The organism is Arthrobacter globiformis NBRC 12137, assembly GCF_000238915.1.
In the GTDB taxonomy this organism is placed as follows: Bacteria; Actinomycetota; Actinomycetes; order Actinomycetales; family Micrococcaceae; genus Arthrobacter; species Arthrobacter globiformis.
This window is the reverse complement of the sequence record NZ_BAEG01000047.1, coordinates 37,631-57,898: the sequence shown is the minus strand read 5'-3', so window position 1 is coordinate 57,898 and position 20,268 is coordinate 37,631. Positions and strand designations below refer to the sequence as shown.

At 67.3% G+C, this 20,268-nt stretch carries 17 protein-coding genes, 2 tRNA genes and 1 pseudogene; 12 read left to right on the top strand and 8 right to left on the bottom strand.

Annotated elements, in window-relative coordinates:
• Window positions 1-15: 15 nt before the first annotated feature.
• Window positions 16-1,187 (top strand): annotated as a pseudogene (locus tag ARGLB_RS08680) (IS481 family transposase).
• Between the two features lie 61 nt (window positions 1,188-1,248).
• Here the strand turns inward: ARGLB_RS08680 and ARGLB_RS08675 are convergent.
• Window positions 1,249-1,337 (bottom strand) — tRNA-Ser (locus ARGLB_RS08675).
• A gap of 178 nt (window positions 1,338-1,515) precedes the next feature.
• Window positions 1,516-3,759, bottom strand: coding sequence for a prolyl oligopeptidase family serine peptidase (locus ARGLB_RS08670; RefSeq protein ID WP_003801237.1), 2,244 nt, complete (start codon window positions 3,757-3,759; stop codon window positions 1,516-1,518).
• A gap of 61 nt (window positions 3,760-3,820) precedes the next feature.
• Here ARGLB_RS08670 and ARGLB_RS08665 point away from each other — a divergent pair, with 61 nt between their 5' ends.
• The gene (locus tag ARGLB_RS08665; protein WP_003801235.1) at window positions 3,821-5,827 is read left to right on the top strand and encodes an FAD/NAD(P)-binding protein; all 2,007 of its coding nucleotides are present in this window, start codon (window positions 3,821-3,823) and stop codon (window positions 5,825-5,827) included.
• 147 nt (window positions 5,828-5,974) lie between these two features.
• Here the strand turns inward: ARGLB_RS08665 and ARGLB_RS08660 are convergent, their stop codons facing one another.
• From ARGLB_RS08660 to ARGLB_RS08655, 3 genes are all read right to left on the bottom strand, one after another.
• On the bottom strand, window positions 5,975-6,763 hold the full coding sequence (locus tag ARGLB_RS08660) for a VOC family protein (RefSeq protein WP_003801234.1): 789 nt from the start codon (window positions 6,761-6,763) through the stop codon (window positions 5,975-5,977).
• A 120-nt stretch (window positions 6,764-6,883) separates the two neighbouring features.
• On the bottom strand, window positions 6,884-7,015 hold the full coding sequence (locus ARGLB_RS24285; protein ID WP_280959902.1) for a hypothetical protein: 132 nt from the start codon (window positions 7,013-7,015) through the stop codon (window positions 6,884-6,886).
• 304 nt (window positions 7,016-7,319) lie between these two features.
• Window positions 7,320-7,407, bottom strand: a tRNA-Ser gene (locus tag ARGLB_RS08655).
• Window positions 7,408-7,520: 113 nt separating this feature from the next.
• On the opposite strand from ARGLB_RS08655, the gene ARGLB_RS08650 reads away from it, so the two are divergent.
• From ARGLB_RS08650 to ARGLB_RS08605, 10 genes are all read left to right on the top strand, one after another.
• A complete protein-coding gene (locus tag ARGLB_RS08650; RefSeq protein ID WP_003801230.1) occupies window positions 7,521-8,504 on the top strand; it encodes an NAD(P)H-quinone oxidoreductase in 984 nt (327 codons plus the stop codon).
• A gap of 126 nt (window positions 8,505-8,630) precedes the next feature.
• Entirely contained in the window at window positions 8,631-9,245 is a 615-nt protein-coding gene (locus tag ARGLB_RS08645) for a PadR family transcriptional regulator (RefSeq protein ID WP_003801228.1), read from the top strand.
• Window positions 9,242-9,976: an ABC transporter ATP-binding protein gene (locus ARGLB_RS08640; RefSeq protein WP_003801227.1), complete on the top strand. Its 735-nt coding sequence runs from the start codon at window positions 9,242-9,244 to the stop codon at window positions 9,974-9,976. The genes ARGLB_RS08645 and ARGLB_RS08640 overlap by 4 nt, the downstream gene beginning before the upstream one ends.
• Before the next feature lie 22 nt (window positions 9,977-9,998).
• Window positions 9,999-12,830: an FtsX-like permease family protein gene (locus ARGLB_RS08635; protein ID WP_245531504.1), complete on the top strand. Its 2,832-nt coding sequence runs from the start codon at window positions 9,999-10,001 to the stop codon at window positions 12,828-12,830.
• A 214-nt stretch (window positions 12,831-13,044) separates the two neighbouring features.
• Complete coding sequence (locus tag ARGLB_RS08630) at window positions 13,045-15,345, top strand: carbon starvation CstA family protein (protein WP_003801222.1); 2,301 nt, start codon at window positions 13,045-13,047, stop codon at window positions 15,343-15,345.
• Window positions 15,345-15,566: a YbdD/YjiX family protein gene (locus ARGLB_RS08625; RefSeq protein WP_003801220.1), complete on the top strand. Its 222-nt coding sequence runs from the start codon at window positions 15,345-15,347 to the stop codon at window positions 15,564-15,566. The genes ARGLB_RS08630 and ARGLB_RS08625 overlap by 1 nt, the downstream gene beginning before the upstream one ends.
• A gap of 2 nt (window positions 15,567-15,568) precedes the next feature.
• The gene (locus ARGLB_RS08620) at window positions 15,569-16,033 is read left to right on the top strand and encodes a GNAT family N-acetyltransferase (protein ID WP_003801218.1); all 465 of its coding nucleotides are present in this window, start codon (window positions 15,569-15,571) and stop codon (window positions 16,031-16,033) included.
• Between the two features lie 38 nt (window positions 16,034-16,071).
• Window positions 16,072-16,794 (top strand): bacterial proteasome activator family protein, encoded by a 723-nt coding sequence (locus ARGLB_RS08615; RefSeq protein ID WP_003801216.1) that lies wholly within the window; start codon window positions 16,072-16,074, stop codon window positions 16,792-16,794.
• Between the two features lie 6 nt (window positions 16,795-16,800).
• Window positions 16,801-17,244 carry a hypothetical protein gene (locus ARGLB_RS08610; RefSeq protein WP_003801214.1) on the top strand — a complete coding sequence of 148 codons (444 nt, stop codon included), beginning with the start codon at window positions 16,801-16,803 and terminating at the stop codon, window positions 17,242-17,244.
• Between the two features lie 114 nt (window positions 17,245-17,358).
• The gene (locus ARGLB_RS08605) at window positions 17,359-18,204 is read left to right on the top strand and encodes an aldo/keto reductase (RefSeq protein WP_003801212.1); all 846 of its coding nucleotides are present in this window, start codon (window positions 17,359-17,361) and stop codon (window positions 18,202-18,204) included.
• 140 nt (window positions 18,205-18,344) lie between these two features.
• Here ARGLB_RS08605 and ARGLB_RS08600 read toward each other — a convergent pair whose 3' ends face one another.
• The 3 genes from ARGLB_RS08600 to ARGLB_RS08590 all read right to left on the bottom strand — a co-directional run bounded on the left by ARGLB_RS08600 (window position 18,345) and on the right by ARGLB_RS08590 (window position 19,952).
• Window positions 18,345-18,524, bottom strand: a complete 180-nt coding sequence (locus ARGLB_RS08600; RefSeq protein ID WP_003801210.1) for a hypothetical protein — start codon at window positions 18,522-18,524, stop codon at window positions 18,345-18,347.
• Between the two features lie 39 nt (window positions 18,525-18,563).
• Window positions 18,564-19,613 (bottom strand): hypothetical protein, encoded by a 1,050-nt coding sequence (locus ARGLB_RS08595; RefSeq protein WP_003801209.1) that lies wholly within the window; start codon window positions 19,611-19,613, stop codon window positions 18,564-18,566.
• Between the two features lie 93 nt (window positions 19,614-19,706).
• Window positions 19,707-19,952, bottom strand: coding sequence for a hypothetical protein (locus ARGLB_RS08590; RefSeq protein WP_003801207.1), 246 nt, complete (start codon window positions 19,950-19,952; stop codon window positions 19,707-19,709).
• Between the last annotated feature and the right edge of the window lie 316 nt (window positions 19,953-20,268).

The window sequence follows — 20,268 nt, the reverse complement described above, 5'->3', positions numbered from 1 at the left end:
TGTCGACCATGGGCCATGTCGAAGAACAAGGTCATCGTCCTGGCCGTACTTGAGGGCGGAATGTCCAAATCAGAGGCTGCCCGCCGCTATGGAGTTGGCCGGCAATGGGTCCACGAACTCCTAGCCAGGTACGCGGCCGAGGGCGACGCGGGCCTCGAGCCCCGCTCCCGCAGACCGCGCACCAACCCGCAAGCCACGGGCCACGTGGTGCGGGAACGCATCCTTGCCCTGCGCACGGAGCTGACTACAAAGGGGCTCGACGCCGGGGCCGAGACCATCGCCGCCCACCTCGAACGCGAGGGCCTCGCACCGCCAGCCAGGTCTACGATCCACCGGATCCTGCGCGCCGCAGGGACCGTGGTCCCGGAACCGCATAAGCGGCCCCGGTCCTCGCAGCGCCGCTTCACCGCCGCCCAGCCCAATGAGATGTGGCAATCCGACTTCACCTACTGGACCCTGGCCGACGGCACCAGCGTGGAGATCCTGGACTTCATCGACGACCACTCCCGCTATCTGCTCCACCTCACCGCCCATCCCAAAGTCACCGGATCTGTCGTGGTTGAAGCCTTCCTGGGCACCGCTCAAGACCATGGCCTGCCCGCCTCCACCCTCACCGACAACGGCTTGGTCTACACCACGCGTCTCGCCGGCGGACGCGGCGGCCGCAACGCCTTCGAAACCCTGATCGCATCCTTGGGCATCACCCAGAAAAACGGCCGGCCCAGCCACCCCCAAACCCAGGGCAAGATCGAACGTTTCCACCAGACCCTCAAAAATGGCTCAAGAACCAGCCTGAGGCCCACACGATCCCGGACCTGAACGAGCTCCTGGCCAAGTTCCGCCACGTCTACAACCACGAACGGCCGCACCGCGCCCTCAAACGCCGCACGCCCTCCGAGGCCTACGCAGCGACCCCCAAGGCCGCCCCAGCCATCGCCGCCCAAGGGGAACACTGGCGGATCCGCACCGACCGTGTCGACGCCGACGGCAAGGTCACCCTTCGCCACGCCGGACGCCTCCGGCACCTCGGCATCGGCCGCGCCCATAAGCACAAACGCATCATCCTGCTCGCCCGGGACACCGACGTCACCGCCGTCGAGCACGGCACCGGCGAGATCCTCGCGGAGTTCACCATCGACCCCGCACGCGGCTACCAGCCGAAAAAACAAAACACCCCCGGTCCGTAGACCGGGGGTGTAGTCGATGTCTCGGGACATCTGTAGCCGATGTCCCGAGACTTCACAAACGCGGAGACGGGGGGATTTGAACCCCCGGTCGAGTTTAACCCCGACCCTTCATTAGCAGTGAAGTCCATTCGGCCGCTCTGGCACGTCTCCAATTGCTATTACTAGCCCACCAAGGATACGCAGAACCGGCCATCCAGTGCAAAACGGCCCCCGCCGCCGGCGAAAAACGCGCCGGCCCGGCCAAAACCCCGGTGTTTTTGCACAGATAATGCGGGCTCAAGCGGCGGCCCTATCTCGCGATGTCTGTACAAAATCTCCAGCAGGCGCGTCAGGCCGTGCCTTCGGCCAGCGCCTTCCACAGGAAGTGCTGGCTGCGGCCCTGGAGCGCGGCCGCCTGCCGGTTGTCCGAGGCACCGGCGTGTCCGCCTTCCAGCGCTTCGTGGAACCAGATGTTGGGGATGCCCATGGCCAGCATCCGCGCGGCCATCTTCCGGGCCTGCACGGGACCCACGCGGTCGTCGGACGTTGCGGTCCAGATGAACGTCTCCGGGTACTCCACGCCGTCCTTCAGCTGGTGGTACGGCGAAAACGTCTTGATGAATTCCCAGTGCTCGGGCAGGTCGGGGTCGCCGTACTCGGCAATCCACGAGTGTCCTGCCGACAGCTTCGTGTACCGGCGCATGTCCAGCAGCGGCACCCCGCAGGACACTGCACCGAACAGTTCGGGGTACCGCGTCAGCATGTTGCCCACGAGCAGGCCGCCATTGGAGCCGCCGACGCAGCCGAGCCGTTCCCTGCTGGTGACACCCCGCGAGATCAGGTCCCTGGCCACCGCCGCAAAGTCCTCGTAGGCGCGGTGCCGGTTCTCCTGCAGCGCCGCCCGGTGCCAGGACGGGCCGTATTCCCCGCCGCCGCGGATGTTGGCCACGACGTACACGCCGCCGCGGCTGTGCCCCTCCGCAAAGCCGTCGCCCGGAACCGCGGCAGTGCGCCGTTCCAGCCACGCCCGCCCGATGGTGCCGCTGTACGCCGGCGTGCGCGAGACTTCGAAGCCGCCGTAGCCGGAGAGCTGCGTGGGGTTCTGCCCGTCAAGGACCAGGCCCCGCGCGGCCACCTGGAAGTAGGGCACCCTCGTGCCGTCCGCCGAGACGGCGAAGTGCTGTTGCACCTCGTAGTCCGCTTCGTTGAAGAACGACGGCGACGCCTTCACCTCCGCATGGCGGCTCACCACGCCTGCCGCTGCAGTTCCGTCTGAAGCCCCGCCGTCGGCGGTTCCCCGGGCCAGTGCGCTCCGGGTCAGTGTGCCGCGGGTCAGCGTGCTCGGCGTCGTGAAGCCGGTGGCAACGAGCCAGAAGTCGTCCCCGGCCCCGCGTTCCGCCTCGTCCTCGTCGTCCACGGCGAAGGCATTGACGTCGTGCAGCGGCGGGCAGGCGTCCAGCAGCGAGGAGTGCCATGAGTCGGCAGGATCCAGCACGCGGATTTCCGAGGACACGTCCTTCAGCAGGTTCAGCAGCAGGAAGTTCCGAGTCCAGCTCCAGGACTGCAGGGAGGTGTGCGCGTCCGGGGCGAAGAGAACCGTCAGTTCGCGCTCGCCCGCCAGGTACGCCCGGAAATCAGCCGCCAGCAGAGAGCCCGCCGCATAGGTGGTGCCGTTCACGGTCCAGTCGCGCTGCGGCCTGAACAGCAGCCATTCCCGGTGCACGCCCGTGTTCACGTCGGTGGGCACGTCCACCGGCACCCAGTCATCGTCCTGGAGCACGGACGTGCGGCGGTTGAAGAAGTCGATCCAGTCCACGGCGAACGTCCGCTCAAAACCCGGGGTTGAGTCGTGGGCCACGATGGCCATCATGTGTTCCTCGGGGATCTCGAAGATGCGCGGCGCATCGGCCAGGACCTGGCCGCGGCGGAGCCGCACTGCGGTGCGGGCGTAGGACGACGCAGTGCGGGGGAGATCCCCCGCGGTGCTGGCGACCAGCAGCGTGTCCGCGTCGAGCCACGAGACGTTCCCCTTCGCCGTCGGGAGGTCAAAGCCGCCGGCGGCGGGATCAACGAAAGCCCGGGTTTCGACGTCGAACTCGCGGTAACGGTTGGCGTCGCCGCCGTCGGGGGAGAGAGCAACCATCGCGCGCCGGTACGGCTGCCCGGGTTCGGGCCGGAGCAGGTTTGCGCCGTGAAAGACCCATTCCACGCCGTCGGCGGACGCCAAGGCGTCCACATCGAGCAGCACCTCCCACTCCGGGGCGTCGCTGCGGTAGCTCTCCCAGCTGGTCCGGCGCCACAGGCCCTTGGGGTTCTGCCGGTCCTTCCAGAAGTTGTAGTACCACTCGCCGTGCTTGCTCACCATGGCGATTTTGTCCGTCGAGTCCAGCACTTCGAGGATCTCGCCCTCGAGCCGGGCGTAGTCGGCGTCTTCCAGCAGGTCCTCCGTGCGGGCATTCTGCTCGCGTACCCAGGCCAGCTGTTCCTCGCCGTAGATGTCCTCCAGCCAGATGTTCTCGTCGGTGGGCGCGGGCGCGGTCTCCGTGGGGGCGGCGCCGGACGCGGGGGCAGAATCAGCTGCGGTGGTGGTCATGCGCCCATCCAAACAACATCCCCACTCAGCTAGCAAGTCACATGCCGATACTCTGGAAGGCGTGGTTATTTCGCAGAGCATCCGGACGGCGCTGATTGGCGCCGGTCCCAGGGGTACCAGCGTGCTGGAGCGGCTGCTCGCCAACTGGTCCGCCGCCCGTCCCGCCGGAGCCCGCCTGCACATCGACGTCATCGATCCGTTTCCTGCTGGTCCGGGGCACGTCTGGCAGCCCGGACAGTCGCGTCTCTACCTGATGAACACGCAGTCGTTCTACCCCACGCTCATTCCCGAGGACACGGGACTGGCCGCGCCGGTGGCCGGGACCACCTTCGACCGCTGGCGGACAGCCCAGCAGCACAGCCCCCTGGCCGGGCTCTCCGACGACGAACGGGCAGAGCTCGCCGTGCTGGGATCCGGCGACTTCCCCAGCCGTGCCATCTACGGCCGCTACCTGCGGTCCACTTTCGAGGAGCTGCTCGCAGCGCTGCCAGACGGCGTCACCGTGGAAATGCACCAGGCGACGGCCACCGCCGCGCGCCGGCAGCCGGACGGAAGGTTCGAGGTCGAACTGGACGCGGTCGTATTGGACGCGGTCGAACGGGACAACGGCGAACTGGACGGCGGCGTGAGCCTCACCGTCGATTCCGTCGTCCTCGCGCTGGGCCACCTGGCCTCCCGCCTCAGCCCCGAACAGCGCGAACTCCAGGCAGCCGCCGCGCAGTTCGGCCTGCGCTACCTGCCGCCGGCCGTCCCTGCCGACGTCGACTGGAGTGTGATTCCCGCGCAGGAGCCGGTGCTGGTTCGCGGGATGGGCCTGAACTTCTTCGACGTGATGGGCCAGCTCACGGAGGGCAGGGGAGGTAAATTCGTAGAGGCAGGAGACGCCCTCGAGTACCTGCCTTCAGGCCAGGAGCCTTTCATCCTGGCGGCGTCCCGGCGCGGAACGCCGTACCGGTCCAAAGCCACCCTCGCGGGCTACTACCCGGCGTCGGTCACACTCCGCTACTTCACCGGCAAGGCGCTGCGGAGGTTCTCGGCCGCCGGGATCGTTCCGGCATTCGACTACGACCTTTGGCCGCTCCTGCACCGGGACGCGCTCTGGGCCTATTACACGACCCTCGTGCGCTCGCAGCCGGACACGGTTCAGGACCATGCCGCGTTCCTCAAGGAACTGGACGAGGCCCTGCACCCGCATGCCCATGGCACCGGCCGGTGGGAAGAGGACTTCAACGCCGTCGTCGGCCGCCATGTCCATCCGGACAGCAGGCTGAACCTGCGCGGTCTTGCTGCCCCGCTGGCCGGGCGGACCTTCGCCTCGCGTGCCGAGCTGGACGCCGCCGTCGTCGACTACCTCGACGACGATGCCCGCCGCTCAGCGCTTGGCGAGAACGACCCCGTCAAGATGGCCATCGGGGCGCTGCACCACGGCCGTGCCGTGCTGAAGTCGGTAGTGGCCGACGGCGGGATCACCGATGAGTCATGGGTCGCCGGCCTGCGGGGCTGGTTTGAATCGCTGGTGGAGGGTCTCGCCAGCGGTCCGCCGGCGCTGCGCGCCGAGCAGCTGGCGGCACTGGCACGGGCCGGAATTGTCAGCTTCGTTGGCCCGGACCCCAAGTTCGGCGTGGCCCGCGGGAAGCGCGCCTTCACCGCCGCCTCGCCGTGGGTACACGGCGGTGCCGCGGAAGCACACACACTGGTGGAGGCACTGGCGCCGGCCAACCGGGTGGCCCTCAACGAGTCCCCGCTGCTGGAGCAGCTCCTCGCCGACGGGCTCGTGCGGCCACGGACCATGATGACGGTGGAAGGCACCCCGGTGCAGTCCTCCGGCCTCGATGTCCGCCCGCACCCGTACCGGCCGGTTGCATCGAACGGCGAGGTCACGGACGGGATGTACGTGCTGGGGCTTCAGCTCTCGGCCGTCCAGTGGGGAACCGCCATTGCCGCCGAAGCGGCCCAGCAGGCCGGTCCGGTGTACCCCAGCGGGCAGCGCACCCTCCGCGACGCCGACGAGATCGCCCGCGCCATCCTCGGCCTGCCCCCAAACGCTTCCTCAAGTCCTGTCGCTTGAGCCCAAACGCTTCCTCAAGTCCTGTCGCTTGAGCGGGAACGCTTCCGCGATTTCCCGGCAGAATGCCGACCCCGGGCGGCACACAAAGGATGCCGGCCGGTCGCTTCCTGCGAAGCCGCCGGCCGGCATCCATTCGGGGAACGTCGCCTACTGGGCGCCCTGGCCCGTGTCGGCCAAAAGCTTGAACCTGGCCCCGGTGGGGTCTGTCAGCGTGGCCATCCGGCCGTAGGGTGTGTCGTCCGGTCCGTCAAGGACCGTCGCGCCCAACCTGACGGCCTTGTCAATGGAGGCGTCGGCGTCCTCTACGGCGAAATAGACCACCCAGTTGGAGGGGACTTCAGCGGGAAGGTCGGCCGACGCATCATAGATCCCGGCCTTTGCCTCCCTGCCGGCGCCCAGGGTTGTGTAGCGGAACTCCGGGGTGTCGCTCATGACGTCGGTGTCCCAGCCGAACACGTCCTGATAGAACTTCACCGCAGCGGCATAGTCCTTGGTGTGAAGCTCGTGCCAGGCCGGGGCGCCCGGTTCGCCCACAAGTTCGTAACCCCGCATCTCCCGCGGCTGCCACACACCAATCGCGGCACCGGAGGCGTCACCGAAGAGCGCCATGTGGCCCTGTTCCGGGACGTCCATGGGTTCCACGTACACCTGGCCGCCGTTTTGGGGAACCGCCGCGGCTGTGGCGGCGGCGTCGTCCGACCACAGGTAGGTGGACCACATGTCCGGCATACCCGCCTGGTCCTCCTGCTTCTGCATGATGCCGGCGACGGTCTTGCCGTTCTTTGTGGCGGTGATGTAGCCGCCGTACTTTTCCTGGTCTCCGGTCTGGAAGTCCCAGCCGAACAGTTCGCCATAGAACTGTTTCGCCTCGTTGGCGTCGGTGGTCATAAGGTCGACCCAGCACGGGGCGCCGGGAGTGGGTTCGGGCGTAGGCATAGTCTGCTCCTGGTGTGGTTTGCGGGACATCCCCGCAGGTCATGGAGGTGCTACGGACAGAACCGACACTATGCCGGGGGTGTGACACTTTCAATGGGTGTGCCGTCTGCAGGCGGGAGCTCAGGGCCGGTCCGAGTATGACGTGGCCGGCTCCTGGTCGTCGTCGGCCTCGATCCACTCAATGAAGTCCTTCAGCGACATGCACCAGTAGTAGTCCGAGTACCGCAGGCTCTGCTTCTCAGCCTTGCTCATGACCTCGACCCCCACATGCAACGGTGGATGCGGAAGCTCTGTCCTGCGGTTGCGGGATAGAGCTGTGCTGATACAAGTGAACGCCTTCCGGCAACGGCGCGCATGAGTGGCGCGTACTCGTATTCTGCAGGGCAGGTACTCGGATTACCTGATTTTCGGACCGCGGTCCGCACCCCTACCTGCCCGTACAAAAGGGCCACTACTTGCCCACGCAAAAGGCCGGCCGAACCAAACTTTCGATTGGCCCGGCCGGCCTTCAAAATGGCCGTCAGCGCGGTGCTTTTCGCACGCCGCCGGCCCTGCGCGGAAGGTAAGAGATTCGAACTCTTGGTACGGGGTTACCGCACACTGGTTTTCAAGACCAGCTCCTTCGGCCGCTCGGACAACCTTCCCTAACTAGTAGTGTTTCATAGGCAGTTGGCTGCAACAAAAACCACCGCGTGGCAGTTGTCGCCGGTGCACAGTATTTTTGGGGCAGGAATCAGCTAGAAATCGGGAGTTCGCCATGAAAGCCGTCTTTATCTCGGAGCCCGGCGGGCCGGAAGTGCTGGAAATCCGTGAGGTGCCGGCTCCCGAGCCGGGCCAGGGTGAGGTCCTCATCGACGTTGTGGCGGCGGGTCTGAACCGCGCCGACGTCCAGCAGCGGAGGGGCTACTACCCGCCCCCGCCGGGTGCCTCGGAGATTCCCGGGCTGGAGGTTTCCGGCAGGATCGCGGGCTTCGGCCCCGGCGTGACCAAGCCGTTTTCCATCGGGGACAAAGTCGTGGCGCTGCTGTCCGGCGGCGGCTATGCGCAGCAGGTCGCGGTGCCCTCGGAACAGGTGCTGAGGATTCCCGACGGCGTCGACCTGGTCACCGCTGCCGCCCTGCCTGAGGTGGCGGCCACCGTGTACTCGAATTTGGTCATGACCGCGCAGTTGCAGCCGGGGGAGACCGTCCTGATCCACGGCGCCACGGGAGGCATCGGCACCATGGCCATCCAGTTGGCCAAGGCGTTGGGCGCTACCGTGGCAGCCACCGCGGGCACCGACGAAAAAGTCAGCACGGCCAAGGCATTCCTTGGTGCCGACATCGCCATCAACTATGCGGAGGAAGACTTCGCCGAAAGCCTCCGCGCGCAGAACGGGGGCAAGGGTGCAGATGTCATCCTGGACGTGGTCGGCGCCAAGTACCTGCAGAAGAACGTCGACGCCCTGGCGGATTACGGCCGGCTCGTCGTCATCGGGCTGCAGGGAGGCGCCAAGGGGGAGCTGGACCTCGGACAGCTGCTGCGCAAACGTGCGGCCGTCGTGGCAACAGCGCTCCGGCCCCGGCCGGCTGCGGAGAAGGGCGTCATCATGACGGCGGTCAGGGACTCCGTGTGGCCCCTCATTGCTGACGGGCGGATCCACCCGCTGGTGGCCAAGACCTTTCCACTGGACCAGGCCAGGGCGGCCCACAAGTACTTCGACTCCGGCGAACACGTGGGCAAGGTCCTGCTGGTGATGTAACCGCGCACCTGGCGGTAGATACTCAGTATTGCGATCCGCCAGGGATCGTACTAGGCTCTGGACATACGCGGTATGCACGCGTCTTGGGGGCGCGTGCATACCGCCGACTTCCAGCCAAGGAGCCCGATGTCCATCCGCCACAGCCTCCTCGCCCTCCTGCAGGACCAGCCGCGTTACGGCTACCAGCTCAGGGTCGAATTCGAAGACCGCACAGGCTCCACCTGGCCGCTGAACATCGGGCAGGTCTACACCACCCTCGACCGGCTGGAACGTGACGGCCTTGTCAGCAACGACGGCGGCGACGGCGAAGGCCACGTCGTCTACAGCATCACCGATGCGGGCCGGGCAGAGGTCCAGGGCTGGTTTGCGACACCGGTGGAGCGCAGCAATCCGCCGCGGAACGAGCTCGCCATCAAGCTGGCGCTCGCCGTCACCCTGCCCGGGGTGGACGTGGCAGCCATCATCCAGGCCCAGCGCGCCGCTTCCATGCGCGCCCTGCAGGACTACACGAAGTCCCGGCGGGACACCGCGGCCAACCAGCGGGCGGCGGACACGGCCTGGCTGCTGGTGCTGGATTCGCTGATCTTCCAGACGGAGGCCGAGATCCGCTGGCTTGACCTGTGCGAGGCCAGGATGGTGCAGCTTGCACAGGCCTCCGGGACGCGCAGCCAAGCACGTAAACCGTCCAACGGGGTCACTGCGGAAGAGGCTGCCCCGCGCACAGCGGAGAACCGCCGGTGAGCGTGCAGGGGCCGCAACAGGTCCTTGAGCTCGCCAAGGTCAGCAGGACGTTCGGGCAGGGAGCGACGGCCGTTGCCGCCCTGCGGGACGTGGACCTCACCATCAACGCCGGGGAATTCGTTGCGGTGATGGGGCCATCCGGCTCCGGAAAATCATCCCTCCTGGCGCTGGCCGGCGGACTGGACCGGCCGACGTCGGGCGGCGTCTTTGTGGAGTCAACGCCCTTGGCGGGGCTGGGACTGAACGCGCTGGCACGGCTCCGCCGCCGTGCCGTGGGCTACGTCTTCCAGGACTTCAACCTGGTCCCGACGCTGTCGGCCGTGGAAAATGTCGCACTGCCGCTCGAACTCGACGGCGTGCCGGCCAGGAAAGCGCACCGGCAGGCACTGGATGCACTGCGGCAGGTGGGGATCCCCGGGCTCGCGGACCGGTTCATGGATGAAATGTCCGGCGGGCAGCAGCAGCGTGTGGCCATAGCACGCGCCATCGTGGGGAGCCGCCGGCTGATCCTTGCCGACGAACCCACCGGTGCGCTGGATTCCACCACCGGCCACGGCGTGATGGAAGTGCTCCGCTCCCGGGCCGACGACGGCGCCGCGGTCATGCTGGTCACGCACGAGGCCCGCCATGCCGCGTGGGCGGACCGCGTGGTGTTCATCCGCGACGGCCGGATTGTGGATGAGGCAACGGCCATGCACGATCCCGCGGTTCTCCTGGCGCCGGCCGGCTGAGATGGCCCTTGACGTTGCGCCCGTGCCCCACGGCCGGTGGCACAGTTTCCGTCTTGCCCTTCGGATGGCGCGCCGGGACATCAGCCGGCACCGCGGCCGCTCCCTGCTGATCATTCTGCTGATCCTGCTGCCCGTGGCCGGCATGACCGGTGCCGCGGCCCTAGCGCAAAGCATGCAGGAAACGCCTGCGGAACGGGTGCAGTACCAGCTGGGCAGCACCCAGGCGCGGCTCCGCAGCATGCCCGCCTCCAACGCCGAGACGGTGCAGGATCCCGTGCTGGAGACGGCAACCATGACGCGGAACTTCACCGTCGACCCCGACTTCACACCGCGAAATCCGAGGGATGCCATCCCCGCCGGCTACGAAGTTCTCACCGAAACGCAGCTCACACTCATGGTCCGGGCCCGCGCGTCCCGTGGCGGCGCGTCGGATGTCCCGGTGATGGCCAAAGCTGTTGACGCCCTGAACCCCGCCTTCACCGGCAAATACACCCTTCTGGAGGGCAGGCCGGCAGCCGCCCGTGATGAAATCCTCGTCTCGCCCGGAGCGCTGGAACGCTTCAGGATCCGCCTCGGGGACAGGATGACGACGGCGGACGGCTCCTTCGCCGTCGTCGGCACCCTCCGGGATGCCACCTACTCGGACGGCAACCCCATTCTGTTCCTCCAGCCAGGCCAGGCGGCAATCGACAGGCCGGCTGCCCAGGGGAATCCGCTGGGCGAAACGATGTATTACCTCATGGGTCCAAAACCCGTCACGTGGGACCAGATCCGTGACCTGAACAAGTCCGGCGTCGCTGTGCTGTCACGCGCCGTGGCCCTGAACCCGCCGGTCACGTCGGGCGCTGCCGCCAACGCCAGGGCCATGCCCGCCGCCGGCTACATTGGCGGCGTGCTGCTCGGGGCACTTGCCCTGCTCGAAGTGGGCCTCCTGGCCGGCGCAGCGTTTGCCGTGGGCGCCAAACGGCAGGTCCGCGAGCTGGCACTGCTGGCCGCAAGCGGTGCGGAGGCACCCACCGTCCGGGCAGTGGTGACTGCCGCCGGGCTGTGGCTTGGGACTATCGCGGTGGTTGCCGGCGCCATGCTGGGGGCCGGCGGGGCTGCCGCGGTAGTGGGCGTCGCCAGGCATCTGGGCTCCGTCCGATTTCCCGGCTTCCATCTGGACCTCCTGCCGACTGTTGCGGCCATGGCCATGGGCCTGCTGGCATGCTTCCTGGCCGCTGTGGTTCCTGCGCGGCAGGTTGCACGGCAGGCGGTGCTCGGCGCATTGAAGTCGGGCCGCTCCCTCGCTGCTTCGGGGCCCTGGCCGGTGCGGGTGGGAGCTTTTCTGCTGGTTGTGGCCGTCATCTGCCTGGCGGCCGGCCGGACGCTGGGGCTGACCGGTGACCTGGACGCCGTGGCTGCCCGCACCCCGCTGCTCGCGGCTCTGCTCACTGGTGGCGCAATCCTGGCAGTGGCGGCTCTGGTGCTGCTAACCGGGACATTCGTGAAAATCCTGACTGCACGCACCGCCTGGCTGCCGCTTCCACTGCGGATGGCCGCCCGGGACTCTGCCAGGAACCGGAGCCGCACGGTGCCTGCCGTGGCGGCGGTCCTCGCCGCCGCAACGCTTGCCAGTGCCGCGATGGTCCTCTCCGCCAGCCAAATGGCGGAGGCGAAGCGCACCCACATGTGGGCTGCACAGGAGAACCAAGTCTCGCTGCCGCTGGAAACCGCACCAATCCAAGCACCGGGGACGGCCTCCGCCTCGCCGATTGACCCGGCCGCCGTAGCCGCGGCGCTGCATCGGGAGCTTGAAACCGTGCAGTGGACGCAGGTCCTGAAGGGCCCGGTGCTGAGCAAGTGCAACATGCAGGCGTCCGCCGGTGGATCCCTTCCCGCCACTAACGACGGAGTGGACTGCCGGCAATACAAGCTCGCCGTGCCCGCCGGCCAGGAATGCCCCGCCACGCCGCAGGGCCGCGTCCTGGACGGGCAGGACTGGCGGTGCAACGGATCAATGTTCCCCGCCGGCGCCGCGGGCCAGCTTCCGCCAGTGGTGGTTGGCGGCGCCGACGAGCTCCGGGCACTGCTGGGCCGGGAGCCCAGCCCCGCCGCGGTGGAGGCACTGAACACCGGCGGAATGGTGGTCAGCAACCCGGTCTTCGAAAAGGACGGGAAAACCACGCTCCAGTCCTATGACGTTCGCCAGCCCGTTCCCGGCCCCGGGCCCGCCGTTTCCTACAAGCCCCAGAGCAACACCGTGCTGCCCGCCGTCGTCGAGGCGCCGGAGGTGCCGGTCCCGTTCTACGGAGTCATCGCACCGGGCACCGCGTCCAGGGCGGGCATGCACGTCGGCAATTCCGTCCTGCTCGCCCAGCTGTCCGCCTACCCGGAAGCCGCTGAGCAGGACCGCGCATCGGCGGCACTCGCGCAGGTCTACCGGATCCAGGCCCTTGGCTTCTACGTTGAGCCGGGCGCGGACCGAACGGGGTCTGAGCTGCTGTGGCTGATCGTTGGCACCAGCGCACTCATCACACTCAGCGCCGCCGGCATCACCACGGGACTTGCGCTCGCCGATGCCCGGGCAGACCACATGACGCTGGCCGGCGTCGGGGCGCCGCCGCGGCTGCGGAAGGCACTGGCCGCTGCGCAGTCCCTCATGACCGCGTCCCTTGGCACCTCGCTGGGAGTGGCCGCCGGGGTGGTGCCCGCAGTCCTCCTCATTGGGGCCACCCGCATGTTTGCAGAGCCCGTCGTTCCCTGGATGCCGCTGCTGGCGCTGCTCGTTGGCGTGCCGCTGACCGGCAGTGCACTGGCCTGGGTCTTTGCCCGTGCCCGCCTGCCGGTGTCCCGGCGAAGTCTCGGCTCCTGACAGCTAGGTTGGCCCTGACTGCCGGCCCGGGGCGGACGGCGGACGGCCCGGGGCCGACGGTGGACAACCCGGCAGGCCGTCCGCTCACCGCGGTATCGCGACCGCTCGTCGATTCCTCGGCCAGCACCCCGCAAATGACCGCGATTGAAGCCCTACCCGTTGGTAGGGTGCCCGTGGCACAGTCCGTGCCACCTGGGAATCTCAAGGAGGAGACATGGGCACCATGCCTGAGGACGGGACCCGAACCGCGGCCGAGGACCTGAATCCCGACGTCGACGGATCGCTGCCGCCGGCGTCCGTTGATGACGCGGTCCGCGACGCCGAGGAGCGCAGATGGACCCCTGCGAAGATCGCCATCTGGGTTGCCATCGCACTCCTGGGCGGCGTGGCCTGGTTCATGCTGGCGGTCGTCAGAGGCGAAACGGTGAACGCCATCTGGTTCGTGTTTGCCTCGGTGTGCACCTACCTGATCGGCTACCGCTTCTACTCGAAGGTCATTGAGCGGTATCTGCTCAAGCCTGATGACCGCCGCGCAACGCCGGCCGAATACAAGGCCGACGGCAAGGACTACGTCCGTACGGACCGCAACGTCCTCTTCGGACACCACTTCGCCGCCATCGCCGGAGCAGGCCCGCTTGTGGGACCCGTTATCGCCGCCCAGATGGGGTATCTCCCCGGCACCATCTGGATCATCATCGGCGTCGTCCTCGCCGGCGCCGTCCAGGATTACCTGGTCATGTTCTTCTCCATGCGCCGCGGCGGCCGTTCCCTCGGCCAAATGGCACGCGAGGAGCTCGGCGTCATCGGCGGTACCGCCGCCCTCGTGGCCACCCTGCTGATCATGGTGATCATCGTCGCGATCCTGGCGCTCGTCGTCGTCAATGCCCTGGGGGAGAGCCCCTGGGGCGTCTTCTCGGTGGGCATGACCATTCCGATCGCGCTTTTCATGGGCGTGTACCTGCGGTACCTGCGTCCGGGCAAGGTCATGGAGGTTTCAATCATCGGCTTCGTGCTGCTCATGGCGGCCATCATCGGCGGCGGCGCAGTGGCAGGCACGGAATGGGGTGCTGCGTTCTTCCACCTGGACAAGGTCACCATCGCGTGGGGCCTCATCGTCTATGGCTTCATCGCGGCCATCCTGCCCGTGTGGCTCCTGCTCGCACCGCGAGACTACCTCTCGACGTTCATGAAGATCGGCGTGATCGCGATGCTCGCCGTGGCCATCATCGTGGTGCGCCCCGAGATTACCGTTCCCGCCTTCAGCGAGTTCGCCGGCCGCGAGAACGGCCCGGTCTTCTCCGGGGCACTGTTCCCGTTCCTGTTCGTCACCATCGCCTGCGGCGCGCTGTCCGGCTTCCACGCCCTGATCTCCTCCGGCACCACGCCCAAGCTCATCGAGAAGGAGCGGCAAACCCGCTTCATCGGCTACGGCGGAATGCTGATGGAATCCTTCGTCGCCATCATGGCGCTCGTGGCGGCCATTTCGATCGACCGCGGGATCTACTTCGCCATGAACGCCCCCGCGGCACTGACCGGAGGAACGGTGGAGACGGCGGCGCAGTGGGTCAACGGACTAGGCCTGGCCGGCGTCAACATCACCCCCGATGTCCTGGCCCAGACCGCCTCCAACGTGGGCGAGGAAAGCATCGTCTCGCGCTCCGGCGGTGCACCGACCCTGGCCGTGGGCCTTGCCCACATCATGCAGCAGTTCATCGGCGGCACCGGCATGATGGCGTTCTGGTACCACTTCGCCATCATGTTCGAGGCTCTGTTCATCCTCACCGCTGTCGACGCCGGAACCCGCGTTGCGCGGTTCATGCTGCAGGATTCGATCGGGAACTTTGCCCCGAGGTTCAAGGAAGCGTCATGGCGGCCCGGCGCCTGGCTCTGCACGGCGATCATGGTCGGCGCCTGGGGCGCGGTGCTGCTGATGGGTGTCACCGACCCGCTGGGCGGCATCAACACCCTGTTCCCGCTGTTCGGCATCGCCAACCAGCTGCTGGCCGCGATCGCGCTGGCGGTGTGCATGGCCATCGCGGCCAAGCGCGGCTCTTTCCGGTACCTGTGGATTGTTGCCGTCCCGCTGGCCTTCACGGCGGTCGTCACCATCACTGCAAGCATCCACAAGATCTTCTCCTCCGTCCCGGCGGTGGGGTACTTCGCCAACAACGCCGCCTTCAGCAAGGCCCTGGCCGACGGGAAGACCTCCTTTGGCACGGCAAAGACCACTGCGGCCATGGAAGCGGTGGTCCGCAACACCATGATCCAGGGCTGGCTGTCCGTCGTCTTTGTCGTCCTGAGCATCATCGTCATCATCACCGCAGTGGCGGCCACCGTGAAGGCCTTCCGGAACACGACGGCAGGGATCCCGAACCTCAATAACGAGGACCGGCCGCATCCCTCTCGGGTGTACGCACCCGCCGGGCTGATCCCCACTCCCGCCGAACGCGAGCTCATGGCGGAATGGAACAAGGTGCCGGCAAATATGCGTGCTGAGCGGGCAGGCCATCACTGATGAGTGCCGGTGCGGGATTCGGTGGCCTGCTGCACCCGGTAGCGCAGGCCCTCCGCGGATTGGCGAAGTACCTGCAGGGAGTCATGGGGGCTGACGCTTACCGCAAGTACCTGGAGCACCATGCGGCGGCAGGCCACGGCACACCGCCCATGGACGAGCGGGCGTTCTGGCGCGACCGGACCGACCGCCAGGACACCAACCCGCAAGGCAGGTGCTGCTGACCATGGGTGCCCTGCCGGCCGGATTCGCCGTCCGCAGGATCGGGCCGGCGGATGCCGGCGCGCTCGTCGCACTGGCGGCCACGGACAACCTCTTTGACGAGGATCCGGGCACCGCGCCGTCGGGGGTCTTAGATCCCGACGGCGCCCGGGACTTCCTCGCGGACCCCTCGGTTCTCTTCTGGCTGGCGGAGGCCGGGGGACAGACCGTGGGTTTCCTGCACTGCTGCATCCAGCGGCGCCGGACGCCCGGCCCCTGGGCGGAGCTTCTGCTGATGGAGATGGGCACCCATGCCCAGTGGCGCCGTCGGGGCATGGGCCGGGCGCTTGTCGCGGAGATGGAAGCCTGGATGAGGAGCAACGGCGTGGCTGAAGTGTGGGTCCCGGCCAACACCTATGCGGTCGGTTTTTACCGCAAGTGCGGTTTCGCTACGGACGAAGGCGAAATCCTGGTCAAGGAGCTTCATTGACTGGACTCCGCGTTCCGGGCCCGTGAGAGTATGAACGCATGAGCGATCCCGAAGACACTCAACCCGCCCAGGCGGCCGGTCCGCAGGCCGCCGTCCAGCCCGGCGAACCCGGCATTCAGCCCGCTGCGCAGCAGGCCGCGGGGCCTTCCGTGGCGTCCTCCGCGCCGCAGGATGACGAGGAGCCCGTGGAGGGCACCACCCTTGATGCGGGAGCTGCCGACCGCGCTGCCGACGCCGGCCAGCCCAAACATGCCAGCCTGCAGGACCTCGTGGACGAGCCTGCCAAGGTGATGCGGATCGGCACCATGATCCGGCAACTGCTCGAAGAGGTGAAGTCGGCGCCCTTGGACGACGCCGCACGGGGCCGCCTGGCGGAGATCCACGAGCGCTCCATCAAGGAGCTTGAGGACGGCCTGGCGCCGGAACTGGTGCAGGAGCTGGAACGGATCAGCCTGCCCTTCCCGGAGGATGGCACCCCCTCGGACGCCGAACTGCGGATCGCCCAGGCCCAGCTGGTGGGCTGGCTGGAAGGCCTGTTCCATGGCATCCAGACGGCGATCGCAGCCCAGCACGCGGCCCGGGAACACACGATGGCCCAGATGCAGCTCCGGCAGCTTCCGCCGGGGACCGTCATCGCCCCCGGCGTCGTCATTGGTGAAAACGGCGAGCCGCAGCGTGCCAAGGCATCCCAGCCCGGCACCGACCCGCTGCACCCGGGCCGGAAGGAAGACCCCGACCACGGCCCCGGCCAGTACTTGTAGGCCTCTTTGGGATTTTTCACGGCCGCCCGGCAAGGGCGGAAAGACGACGCGGAACTTGGCAAGGGCTTGTGGCGCCGTGCCCACGATCGGTTCCACCGCGGCCTTGACCGGTACCATCAGGTGCTCGAGGGCGTGGAGGACGAGCAGCTCTATGGAGAACTGGTCGAAATAGCCAACCAGCTGGCAGGCCTCTCCGGCCGTGTCCGGGAGATCTGTGTTGAGGCGCAACGGCGGTCACCCAGCGACGGCCTGGATATTCCGCACGCCCTGTCCGGAGTTCACCGTTCGCTGTCCAAAGCGGGCAATTCGCTGGCCGCCACCGCCGAGGCGGCCGCGATGCTCCGGCTCGCCGTGGGTCCTGTGCCCGTCGGGGCGGCCTCGGTCTGGCGCCGGGCGGAAACTGTCTTTGAGCAGGTGGCCGACGCCGAACGGCTCCTTTCGGAGTCGTGACCGGCCTGTATTTTCCCCTGCCCCGAAATATTCCCCGTGCCGGGCCGTTACGCGGCTAGCTTAGCTTCGTCATATTCCATGCGCTCCAAGTTTGATTGTTGGCAGGATGGACAAATGACTTCTTCACCAACACTGACATTCAATGACGGCAACACCATTCCCCAGCTGGGCTACGGGGTGTGGCAGGTTGAAGACGACGTCGCCGAGAAGGTTGTCTTCCAGGCATTCCAGGCCGGGTTCCGCCACATCGACACCGCCAAGATCTACGGCAACGAATCCGGCGTCGGCCGCGCGATCGCGAGCTCCGGGCTGTCGGCCGAGGAAATTTTCATCACCACCAAGCTGTGGAACTCCGACCAGGGCTACGAATCAACGCTTGCCGCGTTCGAGGAGTCACTGGAGCGCCTGGGCCTCGAAACCCTGGACCTCTACCTCATCCACTGGCTTCAGCCCAAGCAGGACAAGTACGTGGACACGTGGAAGGCGCTGATCGAACTTCAGAAGCGCGGCAGGGTCAAGTCCATCGGTGTCTCAAACTTCACCATCGAAGGCCTGCAGCGGATCATCGACGAGACCGGCGTGGTTCCCGCCATCAACCAGGTGGAACTGCACCCGTACTTCAGCCAGCCGGAACTGCGCGAATTCAATGCCTCCCAGGGCATCCTGACCCAGGCCTGGTCTCCGCTGGGCCAGGGCGGCGAGCTCCTCGAGGACCCGATTATTGCCGGCATCGCACAGAAGCACGACGCCACTCCGGCGCAGGTGGTCATCGCCTGGCACCTCGCCATCGGAAACGTCGTCATCCCCAAGTCCGTCACGGAGTCCAGATTCCGCGAGAACTTCGACGCCCTGAACGTCACTCTGGACGCCGAGGACGTTGAAGCCATCAATGGCCTGGACCGCACCGCGGAAGGAACTGGCAGGATCGGCCCCGACCCGGCTGTCTCTGACTTCGCCTAATTCCCAGGTGGCCGCTGAGAGGCCCCGCCGTGTTCGCTCAAGCGGACGGGGCGGGGCCTCTCAGCGTTGACCGGGCTGGGCTGTTCGGGCCGGGTTGACCGGGCCTGGCTGTTCGGGCCTGGCTGGGCAGGCTTTGCGGCTTAGGCGGCGAGCTGTTCCTGCTGGACGGCGACGGCGTCGACGATGGCCCAGCTGTCCTCGTCCGTGATGCTGCGGCTGGCGAAACGCTCAGCTGCCGCCACAGTGTCGAAGACCTCCGTGCGGATCCGGCCGCAGTCGGCGTCGAAGTAGGTTACGTGGAACTCCTGATTAATTTCCATGGCTCCATCGTGCAACCGGGGTCTGACATTTTTGGCAGTTCAGTCCGGCGTGTTGCGGAGCCGGAGCACACGTTCCTTCGCCAGCACGGCCGACCGCTCGCTTTTCTCCGCTGCCCGGGCGTACTGCTTCGCCTCGGCGGCAGCCGTCTCGCGGTCCTTGCGCGCGGCATCGAGCGAGAGCTCCAGGGCCCGGAGCCGCTGCCGTGCCTCGTTGACGTCCGCAGTGAGCTGGACGAAGGCTGCCGCGGCTTCCTCCTGGGCCCGGGCGCGGCGCGCGGCCTCATCTGCGGCCTCAGCGGCCGCTTCCTCGGCCTCTGCCAGCGCCGCCTGGGCCTTCTCCAACAGTGACGGTGTGACCGGGCGGGGAGCGGTGCGGACCGCATGGAGGCGCGGCTTCTCGGGCTCTACGGCGTCGGCATCGCTGTCCGTCCGGGCCCCGGCCTTCCGAATCTGGGTCCGTGTGCGCTGAGCGGGCGGAGCCGTTGCGGCGGTTGGTTCCCTCCGGCGACCTTTCGGTACTTCACCAGAGGGGCGCTGCGTTCCACTGGGCCGCGGGAGCGGCGGCGGCAGCTTGCCGAGAGCGGACGGAACCGCCACGGCGTCACTGACATCAACCTGGTCCACGCCGTCGGCTGACAGTCCGCGGAGTAAGAGCCCGCTTTCGATGGCGGCGCCAGCCGCCAGATCCGCAGTTGCGGCCCGCAGTGTCGCTTCCACTTCGGTGGCAACTGCGCCGCTGATCTTCCGGCCCTGCTTTTCAGCGGCGAGCCGTGCTTCACCCACAGCGGTGCCGAGGAGCTTCCGCCGTTCCTTGGCGAGTTCCCTCAAGGCTGCGGCATCGAGTGACGCCTGAGCCTCCTGCATCGTCTGTCCGAGGGTCCTGAGCCGCTGAACGGCGTCGGGGTTGTGATGCGCCAGCATGTTGATGGTCCAGGCGGCCACCGAAGGCTTCGGCAGGGTCCGGATCGCCTGGGCAAGGGTCTTGTTGGATGCGGCGGCATCCTTGGCTGCGGCAGTGCGGGCGGCGACGAACTCGTCGAAGGGAAGCGCGTACAGGGCCTGGGCGGTGCGCTCCAGTTCCTCCTCCATGAGAGCCATCATATGTTTCGGCGCGCAGGTTTGAGCATGCCCCAGCACAGGCGGCGTTCCGGCCCGACGCATTCCTCCGGGCGCGGTTCCGCTCTAGTGGGCGGCTAGTCTGCCACCATGGCTGCTCTGCCACCTGTCCCGCAGGTGCTGGTACATCCTGAGGGCAGCTCGGTAGAGGCCAGCAGCCATTGCATGGATGAGTAGAACGACCACCTGCACGCCGCCGGCCCCGAGCAGAAGCAGGCCAAAAACAGCGAGTGCCGGCAGGAACATAAGAAAAACGGCTACGGCAACGGCAATATAGCCGAGGGCATAGTTGACGATTGTCGCCTGGTCCACGTGAATCCCACCACAACCAGCTCAATGACTCCGGATGCTGCGGAACTCTCTGCAGCTGAGGTGATGTGGTCCCCGGCTGCTCCTGCAGCCGGGGACCACTTAGCGGGATGAGGATCCGCACGCTGATGTTGCTGCACGTGCGCATCATGCGCTGTGGCGTTCTCGATAAGCTCACCGCCCAATAAGCAGCTTTGCGTTTACCGGTATCCCGTCCCGGTCCATGAGGCGTTGACTTGCTGCCGGGGACCCCTCCTTGACCTCAGTTCCGATGCTGGTGATACCGATTTTTATAGCACCGCCCCGCAGGCCTGACAAG

Coding starts and splice junctions, on each gene's coding strand:
- ARGLB_RS08670 (WP_003801237.1), bottom strand. CDS start 3,759: ATGACCACCACCGCAGCTGATTCTGCCCCCGCGTCCGGCGCCGCCCCC.
- ARGLB_RS08660 (WP_003801234.1), bottom strand. CDS start 6,763: ATGCCTACGCCCGAACCCACTCCCGGCGCCCCGTGCTGGGTCGACCTT.
- ARGLB_RS24285 (WP_280959902.1), bottom strand. CDS start 7,015: ATGAGCAAGGCTGAGAAGCAGAGCCTGCGGTACTCGGACTACTACTGG.
- ARGLB_RS08650 (WP_003801230.1), top strand. CDS start 7,521: ATGAAAGCCGTCTTTATCTCGGAGCCCGGCGGGCCGGAAGTGCTGGAA.
- ARGLB_RS08645 (WP_003801228.1), top strand. CDS start 8,631: ATGTCCATCCGCCACAGCCTCCTCGCCCTCCTGCAGGACCAGCCGCGT.
- ARGLB_RS08630 (WP_003801222.1), top strand. CDS start 13,045: ATGGGCACCATGCCTGAGGACGGGACCCGAACCGCGGCCGAGGACCTG.
- ARGLB_RS08625 (WP_003801220.1), top strand. CDS start 15,345: ATGAGTGCCGGTGCGGGATTCGGTGGCCTGCTGCACCCGGTAGCGCAG.
- ARGLB_RS08620 (WP_003801218.1), top strand. CDS start 15,569: ATGGGTGCCCTGCCGGCCGGATTCGCCGTCCGCAGGATCGGGCCGGCG.
- ARGLB_RS08615 (WP_003801216.1), top strand. CDS start 16,072: ATGAGCGATCCCGAAGACACTCAACCCGCCCAGGCGGCCGGTCCGCAG.
- ARGLB_RS08605 (WP_003801212.1), top strand. CDS start 17,359: ATGACTTCTTCACCAACACTGACATTCAATGACGGCAACACCATTCCC.
- ARGLB_RS08600 (WP_003801210.1), bottom strand. CDS start 18,524: ATGGAAATTAATCAGGAGTTCCACGTAACCTACTTCGACGCCGACTGC.
- ARGLB_RS08595 (WP_003801209.1), bottom strand. CDS start 19,613: ATGGAGGAGGAACTGGAGCGCACCGCCCAGGCCCTGTACGCGCTTCCC.